The following is a 14,369-nucleotide window of genomic DNA, read 5'->3' as shown; positions in this document are numbered from 1 at the left end:
CCCGCTATGAAAAATACTAATCTAAAAAACAGACACTTAAAGTCCATTATAGTACTTTTCCTGATATTAACTTCAGGTATAATAAATGCACAGGATACCACAGACGATTTTATAGAATACAGAGGCCAGGTAATCGATAAAAATACAGAAGATGCCTTGCCTTTTGCAAATCTCACTGTTGAAGGGACAAACATTGCTTCAGTTACTAATTCTGAAGGTGAATTTTCGCTTAAAGTCCCAAAAGGGATGCCCAATGCAAAAGTGGAGGTTTCATTTTTAGGCTACCAAAAACTGTTAATCATTATTTCAGAGTTTAGAACTAATAACACAGTTATTGCCCTAGAACCTAGCGCAACAGAACTGGGTGAAATAAATGTGACACGACCTAAAAGTGCAGAGGCTTTAGTACGTGCTGTGTTTTTAAATAAAGGTGATAATTACATAGAAGATCAAACATATATGACCGCTTTTTACAGGGAAACTATTAAGCGAAGAAACAAAAATGTATCGTTAGCAGAAGCTGTAGTAAATATTCAGAAGAGGCCTTATACATCTGCTGCAAATGATCTCGTGGGATTGTATAAAGCACGTAAAAGCACAGATTACAGTAAGCTTGATACTATTGCTTTAAAATTGCAGGGAGGACCGCTAAATGCTCTTTACGTTGATTTAATTAAATACCCAGATTATTTTCTTACCCAGGACCTCCTGCCCTATTATGAGTTTTCTTTTGGTGAATCAACTATTATAAATGACGAACTGATCTATGTAGTAAATTTTAAACAGAAAGATCGCGTTTTAGATCCACTTTATTACGGTAAGCTTTATATAAACTCTAAAACTATGGCTCTTACTAATGCCCTCTACAACCTCAATGTTGAAAACAGGGATTTAGCCAGCTCTATGTTTGTACGTAAAAAACCGAACAATGTGAGGGTATATCCTGTAGAAGCATCATATCGCGTAGACTATAGAGAGAAAGATGGTAAATGGTATTACGGCTATAGCAATGTGCAACTAGAATTTGTAGTAAACTGGAAACGTAAATTATTTAATTCCCGTTATAGAATCAGCAGCGAAATGCTGGTTACAGATTGGGAAAAAGAAAGTGATATAGAAGTGCTTACGCGAAAAAATACGTACAAAGCATCTGCTATCCTTGTTGATGAAGCTTCCGGGTTTGCAGATCCTGATTTCTGGGGAGCTTATAACGTAATAGAGCCTGAAAAATCTATTGAATCTGCTATCAACAAAATACAGCGTAACTTAAAAAGAATTGAGCAACGCTCGCAACCTTAAATTTAATTTAGATTATAGCGTAAGAGATTTTCTTCTGGTAGAAAGATGAACGATTAAAATATTCAGGAATTCGTCCATGCTGTAAGGTTTTATGATGGCACCATTCATACCGCTTTCTTTTATCTCTTTTTCAATGTAATTACCATCTGCAGCGGTTAATGCGATAATTGGTATATCTGCGTCGATTTTTCGTATTTCTTTGGTGGTTTCAAAACCATTCATTCCAGGCATATTAATGTCCATCAAAATAAGGTCAAAATTGCCTCCTCTTACTTTCTCAAGCGCTTGTTCGCCATTTTCAGCCTGAGTTGTAACTACATTCTTAGTATCGAGAATTTTCTTAGTAACGATCCTGTTGATCTTATTGTCATCAACGATTAGAATAGAAGCATTAGACAATAAAAAGTTGTAGTGTGCACTGTCGAGATCATTTTGGCTAGAGCCAAATTCCATAACATCAAGAAGAGTCGCTTCTTTAAAATCGATTGCAAAACTAAATGTAGCTCCTTTTCCCAATTCACTTTTTATTGAAATTTGAGAATCCATTTTTTCAAGTAATTTCTTCACAATAGGTAATCCAAGTCCGGTACCTGTTTGTCCGCCTTGAGCTATATTCTCTATCTGGCTGAATTCGTCAAAGACCAGGCGCTGATCTTTAGGTGCAATACCAATCCCGTTATCTTCAATTTCAAACTTCAACCTGTATCTTCCTTTTGATATATTTTCGCTTCTTAAGCGTAACCAAATGTCTCCGTTTTGTGTAAATTTTACGGCATTGCTCAAAATGTTTAACAGAACCTGAGATATACGACGTGAATCACCTATTATGTAATGCGGAGTTTTACTGTCGTAATTAAAATGAATTTTACTCGATTTTACCAGATGGTATTGATCTAGGGATGATATTATCTCTTCTATTAAAAGCTTGATATTTAAAGGTCGCATATCAAGCTTAAAGTTTTTAGTCTCAAGCTTTGAAATATCGAGTAAGTCATTAATAATATCAAGCAAATGACCGGCGCTAAATTTTAAAGAACGCAAGTCTTCCTCGTGTGCTTTCTTAATCTGCGGACTATTTTCCAGAATGGAAACAATACCGGTAACACCGTATAGTGGCGTTCTCATCTCGTGACTTATGGTGGAGAAAAATTTAGTTTTAGCTTTTATGCTATTTTCCGCAGTTTCTTTAGCATCTTTAAGTTCCTGATTACTTCTTTTCAGGTTATAAATAAGGTTTTTCCGCAGTCGCGTACTTTTATATAAATACCCTAAAAAAATGATTAGCAGCACTAAAATAGCTGCTAACAGAACAGATTGTATTTGTTTGCGTTCAAGGTTTTGATCTGCAAGTTGCCTTTTTAATTCGGCTTCATTACGCTGTCTTTTAAACTCGGCAGCCTCAGAACGCGCCTTTGCAAGCTGAACGGTCTCTAATTCGTTTATATGATCAGTCTCTTTAAAGTAGTCCTGATATTGACTTTGCACTTCATACGCCTTTGAAAAATCGCCAGATTCTGCCAAAAAACTGGCATAACGCTGGTAAAACTCGATAGCCAGAAACCGTATTTTGTCTTTCTCTATAAGTTGATAAGCAGCATCGTAATAATCGGCAGTATTTTCAGGTTTACCTACGCCTCTGTAATAATCGCCCCAAAGTGTGGCCAGGTAAATTCTGGGGTCATCAAATGAAATATTCTCGGGGTCAAGACTATTTTCTGCTTCCTTAAGATACATAGGCATCTGGTGAAACTTGCCCTGATCTCTATATAATTCGGCTATATTTAGAGCAGCATCCAGAAAATTACCATCATTTAATTTTCGTGCAATATTCAGAGATTTTTTATAGAGCGTAAGAGCTTCATCTCTGGTGTCAGCATGAGAAGCAAGACCTGCAGCAAGATTATTATAAGCCCACACTAAAAGCGTATCATTTTGTGATCGCTCTGCATATTTCATTGCTTTGCGCGCATAATCAAGAGAATGCACGCTGTCTCTAACCTGAAAGTAATTTATACTTAAAAGATTATACCCGTGAAAGATAAATTTATTATTTTTTTCGTGTTCAGCTTTACTAATAAGATCAGAAGCTTTGTCTATAGCTACTGCATATTGCATCTGCTCTGTGGCAGAAAGAACTTGTTTGAGTATCTTTTCTAGTACAGGATCAGGATTCTCATTATCATGCGCAAAACTCTGTTGAGTAAAGGCGAATAAAATGAATATCAGTATACTGTAAAACCTAGGTAGGAATGAAGGGGCAAAATTCGAACTCATAGATGTAATACGTTATATTTCGATAAAATACACAACAAATGTACTAAATTATCGATTAAATGCACTATTTTCTTAATTTTTATTTAAAATATAACTGATATGAAAATATAAATACCTGTTTATTAAAACGTTAATAGATTATATTTTAATTATTTGTGTTCGTAGTAAAATTCCTACTATCAATAAAAGACAGATAATTTAGTATATTATTTAACTTCGCAAAAAATATTTTTCTTTGAAAAGCATACTTATTCATCCTGCATATTTACCAAATATTATTACCGTTGCTGAAATTACTCAGGCAGATAAAGTCGTATTTGAAACTCACGATAACTATCAAAAGCAGAGCTATCGCAACCGCACGTATATTGCGACTTCTAACGGTTCATTGTTATTGAATATCCCGGTGAGACATCATAAAATCGCCGGTAAACATAAAAAAACAAGCGAAGCATTTATAGAGAATAGTTTTTTATGGCAGAGACAACATTGGCGCTCTATACAGATTGCATACCGCACTTCGCCATTTTTTGAATTCTATGAAGACGATTTTGAAGGTCTTTTTAATGAAAAATATGAGAAGCTAATGGATTTTAATTTGGCTTCTATTAGCGCGGTTTTAGAAGCATTGCAGGTCGATATTGTGCAAACTAACTCCAGCGCATATGAAAACGAAACTGAATTTGCTGATAAAAGATATTTGATTGATGCTAAGCGCAAAGTGAATGTTACACCACCCCCATATGCTCAGGTTTTTCAGGATAAACATGATTTTATTCCCAATCTTTCTGTACTAGATTTGCTCTTTAATGAAGGCCCGAATGCGCTTACGTATCTTGAAAATCTAAATCTTAAGATTTAATCCTGAAAGTTGCCTTAACAGGATAGTGATCTGAATATGGCTGCTTAAAGTTTTTAAAACCCAGAGTTTCAAAAATGGGATCTGTAAGTATAAAATCGATCCTCAAAGGTATAATATCGAAAATAAATGTCTGGCCAAAACCAGAACCGGCTTCTTCAAAAGTATCTTTCTTCTCCCCTCTTATCTTCTTATAGATATATGAGAATGCCGTATTATTAAAATCACCAGCTACAATTTTAGGATAAGGGCAGTTTGCCTCGCTTCTTAAAAAAATTTCTGACTGCTCCTGTTGTTTTTTAAATGCGCTGCCTACTCTTGATATCAGTTTTTTAGAATCTTCATGTTGTAATTCTGAGAATTCTGGTGTTAGAGATAAGGTTTGCATGTGTAGATTGTATACTCTTATTGTATCCTTATCTTTTACTATATCTACATAGATTCCGTTATTAAAACTATTCGGAAAATCAAGAGACTCCTGTTTAATGATCTTATATTTAGAATAGATCATTTGATACATCGTTTTCCTTTTCCCCTTTGGCAGCTTAAAAGAGAAAGGATATCGATCTGCAGGTAGTTCTACAATGGGTAAATACTCCTGAAAACATACAATATCAGGATTTTCATCAAGTATCAAAGTCTTAATCTTAGCAGGTATACTATCTGTTTTTAAGAATTGAAACTTATTAAACGATCTTACATTATAGCTCAGTAAACTAATACCCTTTTCCTGTTTTACTTCTGTGCCCGTAAATTTATATAAGGTGGTGTTTTGCAGCAATCCTAGAGCTAACACAATACCAGAAAGTAAGAGTTGTTTTTTGAACTGGATCAACCAGTAAGCGACAAAAATCAGGTTAATAATGATCAAAACCGGTATAACAAGGGTTAAAACCGACAAAGGCGGAAATATGCGTGGAGGCATAAAAGGCAAAACATAGCCTACCAAAAGAAAGAATGCAAAAAAACTGTTGATTACAAAAACGATCTTGTTGAAAAGACTAAGTGATTTCATCAATTTTCCTTTCCTGCTTTAAATAAAAAATCTTTTTCCTGTTTAGACAAACTCTCGTAGCCGCTTTTACTAATCTTATCTAAAATGTCGTCAATCTTACGTTGCTGCTCGTTTTTAGACATATCGTTACTATTTCTGGCAGGTCGGGATGCCGTAGCATTTCTATTGCGATAAACAGTCTTCATATTTGCCGTTTTCTCCTTCTTCTTAAAGTAAGAGGCAAAACTATCTATCATTCTTTCCCACCACAATCCTATATCGTTACCCTTGCCTAATTGTAAAGCGTATACGTAACCAAAAATAGCACCGCCCAAATGAGAGAGCAAGCCACCGGCGTTAGCAGAATTAGGTATTTGTACCAAATCAACTAACACGACAAACAAACCTATTTGCCATAGCTTCACATTAAAAAATATAACGCGCACTTCAGTATTAGGCGTATAAGCAGCTATAAATATCATGATAGCAGTAACAGCTGCAGATGCACCTATGAGAATGGCATTACTTTTAATCAAAACAGGAAACACGTTATAAGACAGCATGTAGAACAAGCCACCCGCAATCGCTCCCAGAAAATAAATAGTAAGAAATCTTTTTTCTGCGAAAAGATTAAGCACAATATTTCCAAACCAATAAAGCACCATCATATTCCAGAAAATATGCCAAAAACCTTCATGAAAAAAGGCATAAGTTACAATTGACCACGGCTGTGTGATGAAATAATTAAATGATGATGGTAAGCTAAACCATTGCTCAAGAGCACCTCCCGGGTAACCCAATATCCAGTCAAGCAAAGTAAAACCTATCCATACCAACGCATTGATGACAATAAGTTTTATGAGAACATTTGCCGTCTTAAATTGATACATCAGGTTGTTTGTCGCCATATTAATACCAGCGTTTGTTGTTAAAACTATTTTTCTTCCAATACCAGATCATAATAAAGCCAAATAAAGCTCCACCTAAATGCGCAAAATTAGCAATATTCTGTCCAAAAAGAGAAAAACCTGTCACCCCTGAAAATAGATCAATGAGTAAGATAACAGGAATAAAGTATTTCGCTTTCACCGGTATAGGAACAAATATGAGAAATAATTCAACATTAGGAAACATCATCCCAAACGCTACCAGAATACCATATATTGCTCCTGAAGCTCCTACCGCAGAAACGGAAAATGCTTCTATCATACTCTGCACTTGTCCTGCTTCTGCAATACTGGGATATGAATACTGCCCGGTTTGCATAATACCGGTAAAGGCATTATTAACTACATCTTTGATCTCCGCCGGAGAATATCCTGCGTCTAATAAAGCATTATAACCACCCTGGTAGTGATAATATCCTACTAAAGTATGTATAAGAGCAGCTCCTAAACCAGCTGAGAAATAGAAGAAAATAAACTTTTTTTGCCCCAGCATCTGCTCGATAGGGCTACCAAACGCCCAGAGTGCATACATATTAAAAAGAATATGCATAATACTTCCCTGATCATGCATAAACATATGCGTAAGCGGCTGCCAGAACTCAAAATTGGGATTTTCAGGAAACCAGAGTCCAAAAAGCTGGACGGCATTTGGTACTAAAAATTGTGATCCCAGATAGAAGATCACATTTACGATTATAAGTATTTTTACTGTTTCTGTTATTTTTCCCATCAATTTTCTTTGTCACTGTAAATCACAAAAATTACAGTTTATGAACTAAATTTTCTATCGAGTTCGTCAACGCTAACTGTGACAAACGTTTTTTTATTAAAAGGCGACAATGCGGGCTCTTTACAGGCAAACAATTTATTTACTAAATGCTCACGCGAAAGCTCATCGAGCTTCTCACCGCTTCTTACAGCCATACTGTTTGCCATACTTTTTGCCAGAACATCAGTCTGACTAAAACCAGCATCAGGAACCTCATGTTGTACATCGCTCAATAATTGATCGAGTACAATTGATACTTCGCTTTCCTGTATGCTTGAAGGTATTCCCACTACTTCAAGCGTGTTTTCTTGCAATATATTAAGCACAAAGCCGGTATTCTCTAACGACTCTTTTAGTTCGTTGAAGATACTTATTTCTGAAGCAGAATATTCTAAGAGAAGCGGAAAAAGCAACTGTTGACTCACAGATTCCTTAACTGTAATATTTCGAAGTAATTCTTCATACAAAATACGCTGATGCGCACGATGTTGATCTATAATAACCATACCGCTCTTAATAGTACTTACAAGATATTTCTTGTGAAGCTGATAAGTACTTCCGGAAGAAGTATTATCTGTAAAAGAAAGATCACCCTGACTCTCGTGTTCTTCAAAAATGGGTTCATTATGAACTCTGCTTTCAATTTCTACACGGCTAAAATCTGTAGTGTTTTTAGACAAAGGAGATTTTTTTTCAAGACCTTCAAAAGCATTTTCCCAACCTGCACTACTTTTCTTTTCAAAAGAACTATGTCGTTGAACAGGTTTTGATTCAACAGTTTTAAAAGGATTATAATTGTGATCAACCTCTACACGCGGTGCCTGCAGATCTTTGTCTTTGTAAGAATAAGGAGTATCAAAACTAGCATCCCGATTAAAATCTAAAACAGGAGCTATATTAAACTGCCCCAGACTGTGTTTTATGCATGATCTTAAAAGTGTATAGATCGCATGCTCATCTTCAAACTTCACCTCTGTTTTAGTAGGGTGAATATTTATATCTATCGTTTTAGGATTTACATCTAAGTAAATAAAGTAACTAGCTCGTGCCCTATCCTGTAAAAGTCCGTCAAACGCTGCTGATACCGCATGATTAAGATATGGATGCTTTATGAAACGACCATTGGCAAAAAAAAACTGCTCGCCCTTGGTTTTTCTGGCAAATTCTGGCTTTAGTATAAAACCACTAATATTTACTATTTCTGTATCCTCATGCAACGGCACCAACTTTTCATTGGCTTTGCTGCCAAAAATATTTACAATGCGCTGTCTTTTATTTGAGGCTGGCAAATTGAACATTTCGTTCTCATTATGATAGAAAACAAATGCCACATTTTCGTGAGCAAGAGCTACACGATGAAACTCATCAATAATATGCTTAAACTCTACATTATCAGATTTGAGGAAATTTCGCCTGGCGGGAATATTGAAAAAAAGATTTTTAACGGCAATTGAGGTTCCTTCTGCAGCAGCTACTACTTCCTGAGATTTAACCTGACCGCCTTCAATCTGTATACAAGTGCCCAGTTCATCTTCTTTAGTTCGGGTTTTTAATTCTACATGTGCCACTGCAGCAATTGATGCCAGTGCCTCACCTCTAAAACCTTTTGTATGTAAAGCGAAAAGATCTTCAGCTTTCTGAATTTTTGAAGTGGCATGTCTTTCAAAACTTAGTCGAGCGTCTGTACCGCTCATACCTTTCCCATCATCAATAACCTGAATAAGCGTTTTACCAGAATTTTTTAAAACCAGTTTTATGGTAGCAGATCCTGCATCAAGTGCATTTTCCAGAAGTTCTTTAACTACAGAAGCCGGGCGTTGTACTACTTCTCCCGCAGCAATTTGATTAGCTACGTGATCAGGTAAAAGCTTAATAATGTCTGCCATTTATCTGGGTTGCCTAAAAATAGAAAGATCAAAATCGATTATGTACAAAAATAGAAATAGAAGTATAATTACAATATAGACTATTGTTCTATTTATCCCTCTGTTACCTCTGTTGCGGCTGGAAATACGTGCTTCAGACCATTGCGCTCTAAAGTCATTTGCATTTGTAGCGTCTTTGTATTTTTGGAATTTAGAATCAAAATCATAGGGATTCCCAATGTCCTTACCCTTGTAGTATCTGGGCGTATAGTTAAAACGGCTATTATGCTTTTGTTTTAGAATATTAATTTTCACGGTAGATTCCCTTTCTTTAAATATTACTCAAATTTACAATAAATACCCTTAAATTTCTTCTTTACAGGTATTCATTCTAGATGAGCAAAAAGCGTTCCACCTTTAAATTATTGTCTCTCTAAAACTTAGAGTCTTTTCGCAATTGCGCCATTTTTATTGCAGCTATAGCAGCTTCTGTACCCTTATTACCATGTTTGCCGCCACTGCGATCAATAGCTTGTTGCATGGTATTGTCTGTAAGTACACAGAAAATAACAGGAATATCGTTTTGTACATTAAGATCTTTAATACCCTGAGTAACACCTTCACAAACAAAATCAAAATGCTTTGTTTGCCCTTGTATAACGCTACCTACAGCAATTACAGCATCTAGCATGTCATAGCTTTGCTGCATCTTTTTGCAACCGTATATTAGTTCAAAACTTCCGGGAACATTCCAGCGTACGATGTTTTCACTTATCGCTCCACAATCTTTTAATGCCGCAAAAGCACCTTTAAAGAGGCCCTCTGTAATTTCATGATTCCACTCTGAAACAACAATCCCAAACCGAAAATCTTTCGCGTTTGGGATTGTTGCCTTATCGTAAGCCGACAGATTTGTTGTCGCCATAATATGATATATGTTTTAATTAGAAGCTTTAGCCATACCTAAATACAGGTCAACATTTTTAGCTTCGGCAGAAGTACTGTACTTCTCTTTTATTTCATTAAGCAAACTAACTGCTTTATCATTGTCACCTAGCTCTATCGCAGTAACACTTGCTTTTAAAAGAAAACGCGGAGTCGTAAAATCATTCTTTCTCATGTTTGCCGCTTTCTCATAATAACCTAAAGCTTCTTCAGGTTGCTCAAGTTGTATAAAAGCATCTCCTATAGCTCCTTTTGCAAGTGGTGCAAGAATCTCATCATCAAGTGTAAAATCTTCTAGTTGATCTATAGCTTCCTGATATTGATTAGTATTTAAATAAGCCATCCCGGCGTAATAATGAGCAAGGTTACCAGCTTTGGTACCGCCATAGTTATCTATTATATCAAGAAAACCATACTTGCCTTCACCACCGTTAAGAGACATATTATAAAGAGAATCTTTAGCTGCAAGACCATTTAAAGCTTCGTTAAAATAATTCTGCGCCTGGTACATCTCATTAGAAGCCTCAAGTTCTTTAGGCTCCTGTATAAATTTTTTGTACCCTAAGTAAGCTAGTACACCCACTACAATTAGACCTATGATGATAAAAATCCATTTTTGATTTTTCTCTACCCAGGCTTCTGTTCTAGTGGCACCCTCATCAAGACTAGAAAAAACTTCTGCAGTTGTACTCTCATCCTGCTGAACATCTTCTTGTTCTTCTTTGGTTTTTGGTTTGTACCCTCTCTTTTTATATGTAGCCATACTTAAACTTTTGTTGGGCGCAAAAATAAAATTTTTATTCAATATTAAAAGGCTATTGTTTTGTTATTTTATAATAATTTGCTTAGAGAAATTGATTTTTATAACTACTTAAAAATTAAATAATTAAACTTTAAAAACGCTTAAATAATTTTATGATCCTTCAAGCACTTTCGCTTATTAATTATAAAAATTTTGAATCTGCCACGTTTGAACTTGATGCAAAAATCAACTGTTTTGTGGGTAATAACGGCGTAGGGAAGACAAATATCCTCGATGCTATTTACCACTTATCTTTTGGCAAAAGCTACTTTAACCCTATTACTACTCAGAATATTAACCACGACGCAGATTTTTTTGTAATTGAAGGTTTATATAAAAAAGACGACAGGGATGAGAAAGTCCTGGTAAGTGCAAAACGTGGGCAAAAAAAAGTTATTAAGCGAAATGCAAAACAATATGAGCGCTTTGCAGAACATATAGGTTTTTTACCCCTTGTAATAATTTCGCCTGCAGATCGTGATCTTATTATAGAAGGAAGCGATACGAGAAGAAAATTTATAGATGGCGTTATTTCGCAAAGTGATAAAACCTATCTCAATAATCTAATTTCATACAATAAGATACTTTCGCAGCGTAATGCGCTTCTTAAATACTTTGCTGCCAATCGTACTTTTGATGAAACTACACTCGCTGTTTACAACGATCAAATGGCAGCTATTGGGCTAAACATTTTTAATGCCCGTAAGGATTTTCTTGAAAAATTCACACCTATTTTTCAGCAGCGATATGCTTCTATAAGTGGTGGCAGAGAAGAAGTCAGGTTAAAATACAAAAGCCAGTTAAACGAAGCGCCACTTTCCCAATTATTTAAAGAAGCTTTACCCAAAGATCGCATGTTGCAGTATACAAGCGTTGGGACGCACAAAGATGATCTAAGCTTTAAAATAGAAGGACATCCTATTAAGAAATTTGGCTCTCAGGGCCAACAGAAATCGTACCTTATAGCATTAAAACTGGCACAATTTGATTTTATAAAACAGGTTAGCGGCACCACTCCCCTGCTTTTGCTTGATGACGTTTTTGATAAACTCGATGAATCAAGAGTTAAGCAGATCATAGAACTGGTTAATAATGATAATTTTGGCCAGTTATTCATTAGTGATACACACCCAGAACGTACCGAAAATATTGTGAAAGAAATACACCAGACCTATAAAATATTTAAGCTATGAAGTTTAAATTTATAACACTTCTTCTGGGTTTGTGTTTTTACTCCTGTACAAAGCAAGACCCTCAGGATCAAAAGAAGAATATAAGTGGTTATTGGGAAATTAAAAAAGTAGAAACCCCTTATGGCAAAGAAGTTGAGTACGCTATGAGCACACTTATTGATTATATCGAGTTAAAAGACACAACAGGTTACCGCTTAAAGCTGGCTCCTGTAATTGACGGTAGTTTTAAAAAAAGTGAAAGCCGTGAAAACATAATCGCAAAGGTAGAAGATGACAGTTTGAGGTTGTATTACAGCACACCTTATGATAAATGGAAAGAAACTGTGCTTCTCGCTGATGGCGAAATTTTAAAAGTTAAAAACGAAAAAGGAATTATATACACTTATAAACCTTTTGAAAAAATAGATATTACACAATAATGGCACAACGAGACGCAGATCCAAAATCTATTAAAGACGTGCTTGGCGCTTTTGTAGAAAAAAATAAATTACAAAAAGGAATAGATAAAGTAGATGTCGCAGAAGCCTGGAATGCTGTTATGGGGCCCGCTATTGCAAAATACACTTCCTTAATAAAATTAGACAGAGATCGCTTACTCGTTCAGTTAAGCTCATCGGTTTTGCGGGAAGAATTGGGTTATGGCAGAGAAAAGATTATTAAAAACCTAAATGAAGAATTAGGCCGTGACGTCATAAAATCGCTCATTTTAAGGTGAAAATCGGTGAAAATTGTCGAAAATCGACATTGGTATAAACAAAAAACGCTACCATTTTGGTAGCGTTTTTCTGTATTATTAAATGAAATTTTCTAGAACATTTCACGTCCTGAAAAATGAAAAGCGCTCTCAATTGCAGCGTTCTCATCACTGTCGCTACCATGTACAGCATTTTCTCCCATAGAAGTCGCATATAAACTACGTATTGTACCTTCTGCAGCATCTGCAGGGTTTGTAGCACCTATAAGCGTACGAAAATCTTCTACTGCATTCTCTTTTTCAAGTACAGCAGCTACAATTGGCCCGCGCGTCATAAATTCTACCAATTCACCAAAGAAAGGCCGTTCTTTATGTACACCGTAAAATTCTTTTGCATCTGCAAGAGTCATTTGTGTAAGCTTCATCGCAACAATGCGAAATCCAGCTGAGTTTATTTTTTCTAAAATTGCACCTATATGACCGTTTTCTACAGCATCAGGCTTAAGCATTGTAAATGTTCTGTTTGTCGCCATTTTTCTTGTTTTAATTTTCGCAAAAGCGAAAACTTTATTTTTTAAAAACGCTGCAAAACTAAGATTTTTAGGTTAAAAACCTCAATTTTTGTATTAATAAACCTGTTTTAATTCCTGCAACACCTTACCATCATCACCGCGTATCTTAAAAGTTACCGTGGCATTCATAAAATCAAAGTCAAGGGTTTCAAAACTGGTCGAGCTAACAACCTCGCCTACCCTGTATTTATTAGGTTCACCGCTGTATGCCGTATAAGAATGTGTGAGTCCGCTGCCGGTGAAATCTATCAAGGGATAATTTAAACCATTAATTTCCTTTTTAGAAAATTCAGAAATGTGCCTGTCGCCACTTAAAACGATTACATTATTTGCTTTGGTTTCTTGCAGCAATTTTATAAACCTGTCTACCTCATGCGGAAAATTGCCCCAAGTCTCAAAACCGTGTTCTGCACTTAATAATTGTATACTACTCATGATAACATTGTAATCTGCACCCTCTGTAAGTTCATCCTGAAGCCAATCCCATTGCGCATCACCCAACATGGTGCCTTCGCCATAATCGTTAGGTTTGTAACGTTTCCCTTTTTCAGTAGCTGGCGTTAATGCGCTTCTAAAGTAACGCGTGTCAAGCAGAATGACTTTTACAGAAACCGTATCTATAGTAAAGGTTTTTGAATAATAAATCCCTTCTCTGGTTCTTCTGGGATCACTTTGACTCACATTTAGAAAATCAAGAAAAAGCTGTTGACTTTCATCCTTTTTCGCGTATTCTGCACCACCATCATTGAGACCATAATCATGATCATCCCAAGTGCCCATAATAGGAATGCTTGAACGAAGTTTTTTATAAGCATGCACTTCATTTTGTCGCTCATAAAACTGGGTCATCTTCTTCATATTATCAGTATCTGCGTAGACCACATCCCCGCCCCAGATAAAAACATCTGGTTTAATTTTAAGAATATCGTCCCAGTACAGATTAGGCAACTGCGTCTTATTACAAGAACCAAAAGCAATTGTAAAATCTGAAATATCTGTTTTGTTTTGGCTAGAGCCAAATTGACTAAATGCCAAACAAATAGGGAGCAATAATTTAATTGTGAATTCGTTTTTTGAACTAAAAAGGAAACTTCTCATTGGTTAATATTGGTTTAAGTCAAAATTAAAGTTTCTAATATTATCTCTCTATGAAGAA

At 35.7% G+C, this 14,369-nt stretch carries 15 protein-coding genes; 5 read left to right on the top strand and 10 right to left on the bottom strand.

Translation table 11 applies throughout. The features are described from left to right. The first annotated feature begins 6 nt into the window (after positions 1 to 6). On the top strand, positions 7 to 1,299 hold the full coding sequence (locus ACH3O9_RS14880) for a carboxypeptidase-like regulatory domain-containing protein (protein WP_416441812.1): 1,293 nt from the start codon (positions 7 to 9) through the stop codon (positions 1,297 to 1,299). A gap of 12 nt (positions 1,300 to 1,311) precedes the next feature. Here ACH3O9_RS14880 and ACH3O9_RS14875 read toward each other — a convergent pair whose 3' ends face one another. Then, entirely contained in the window at positions 1,312 to 3,573 is a 2,262-nt protein-coding gene (locus ACH3O9_RS14875; RefSeq protein ID WP_416441810.1) for a response regulator, read from the bottom strand. Between the two features lie 235 nt (positions 3,574 to 3,808). Here ACH3O9_RS14875 and ACH3O9_RS14870 point away from each other — a divergent pair, with 235 nt between their 5' ends. Beyond that, positions 3,809 to 4,435, top strand: coding sequence for a WbqC family protein (locus ACH3O9_RS14870; protein ID WP_416441808.1), 627 nt, complete (start codon positions 3,809 to 3,811; stop codon positions 4,433 to 4,435). Here ACH3O9_RS14870 and ACH3O9_RS14865 read toward each other — a convergent pair. The 7 genes from ACH3O9_RS14865 to ACH3O9_RS14835 form a co-directional block, all read right to left on the bottom strand. Beyond that, a complete protein-coding gene (locus ACH3O9_RS14865; protein WP_416441806.1) occupies positions 4,425 to 5,447 on the bottom strand; it encodes an endonuclease/exonuclease/phosphatase family protein in 1,023 nt (340 codons plus the stop codon). The two genes, ACH3O9_RS14870 and ACH3O9_RS14865, sit on opposite strands and share 11 nt — an antisense overlap. After that, positions 5,447 to 6,334: a rhomboid family intramembrane serine protease gene (locus ACH3O9_RS14860; RefSeq protein WP_416441804.1), complete on the bottom strand. Its 888-nt coding sequence runs from the start codon at positions 6,332 to 6,334 to the stop codon at positions 5,447 to 5,449. The genes ACH3O9_RS14865 and ACH3O9_RS14860 overlap by 1 nt, the downstream gene beginning before the upstream one ends. Position 6,335: 1 nt before the next feature. Beyond that, positions 6,336 to 7,103, bottom strand: a complete 768-nt coding sequence (locus ACH3O9_RS14855) for a rhomboid family intramembrane serine protease (RefSeq protein WP_416441802.1) — start codon at positions 7,101 to 7,103, stop codon at positions 6,336 to 6,338. A 38-nt stretch (positions 7,104 to 7,141) separates the two neighbouring features. After that, positions 7,142 to 9,028, bottom strand: coding sequence for a DNA mismatch repair endonuclease MutL (mutL, locus tag ACH3O9_RS14850; RefSeq protein ID WP_416441800.1), 1,887 nt, complete (start codon positions 9,026 to 9,028; stop codon positions 7,142 to 7,144). Next, a complete protein-coding gene (locus tag ACH3O9_RS14845) occupies positions 9,029 to 9,322 on the bottom strand; it encodes a hypothetical protein (RefSeq protein WP_416441798.1) in 294 nt (97 codons plus the stop codon). It lies immediately after the preceding gene. 118 nt (positions 9,323 to 9,440) lie between these two features. Next, positions 9,441 to 9,932 (bottom strand): 6,7-dimethyl-8-ribityllumazine synthase, encoded by a 492-nt coding sequence (ribH, locus tag ACH3O9_RS14840; RefSeq protein ID WP_416441796.1) that lies wholly within the window; start codon positions 9,930 to 9,932, stop codon positions 9,441 to 9,443. Between the two features lie 15 nt (positions 9,933 to 9,947). Next, the gene (locus ACH3O9_RS14835; RefSeq protein ID WP_416441794.1) at positions 9,948 to 10,715 is read right to left on the bottom strand and encodes a tetratricopeptide repeat protein; all 768 of its coding nucleotides are present in this window, start codon (positions 10,713 to 10,715) and stop codon (positions 9,948 to 9,950) included. A gap of 152 nt (positions 10,716 to 10,867) precedes the next feature. Between ACH3O9_RS14835 and recF the strand changes: the two genes are divergently transcribed. The 3 genes from recF to ACH3O9_RS14820 are packed head-to-tail and all read left to right on the top strand — an operon-like array spanning position 10,868 to position 12,662. Continuing rightward, a complete protein-coding gene (gene recF / locus ACH3O9_RS14830) occupies positions 10,868 to 11,947 on the top strand; it encodes a DNA replication/repair protein RecF (RefSeq protein ID WP_416441792.1) in 1,080 nt (359 codons plus the stop codon). Continuing rightward, positions 11,944 to 12,366 (top strand): hypothetical protein, encoded by a 423-nt coding sequence (locus ACH3O9_RS14825; RefSeq protein ID WP_416441790.1) that lies wholly within the window; start codon positions 11,944 to 11,946, stop codon positions 12,364 to 12,366. Before recF ends, ACH3O9_RS14825 begins: the two co-directional genes overlap by 4 nt. Next, the gene (locus tag ACH3O9_RS14820; protein WP_416441788.1) at positions 12,366 to 12,662 is read left to right on the top strand and encodes a DUF721 domain-containing protein; all 297 of its coding nucleotides are present in this window, start codon (positions 12,366 to 12,368) and stop codon (positions 12,660 to 12,662) included. Before ACH3O9_RS14825 ends, ACH3O9_RS14820 begins: the two co-directional genes overlap by 1 nt. Positions 12,663 to 12,754: 92 nt before the next feature. Here ACH3O9_RS14820 and ACH3O9_RS14815 read toward each other — a convergent pair whose 3' ends face one another. After that, positions 12,755 to 13,174, bottom strand: a complete 420-nt coding sequence (locus ACH3O9_RS14815; protein WP_416441786.1) for a nucleoside-diphosphate kinase — start codon at positions 13,172 to 13,174, stop codon at positions 12,755 to 12,757. A 93-nt stretch (positions 13,175 to 13,267) separates the two neighbouring features. Next, positions 13,268 to 14,311 (bottom strand): alkaline phosphatase D family protein, encoded by a 1,044-nt coding sequence (locus ACH3O9_RS14810; RefSeq protein WP_416441784.1) that lies wholly within the window; start codon positions 14,309 to 14,311, stop codon positions 13,268 to 13,270. Positions 14,312 to 14,369: the final 58 nt, after the last annotated feature.

It is taken from the genome of Leeuwenhoekiella sp. A16, from assembly GCF_047946675.1.
Classification (GTDB): Bacteria; Bacteroidota; Bacteroidia; order Flavobacteriales; family Flavobacteriaceae; genus Leeuwenhoekiella.
Note: the sequence above shows the minus strand (reverse complement) of the source record. Positions and strands in the feature narration are given on the sequence as shown.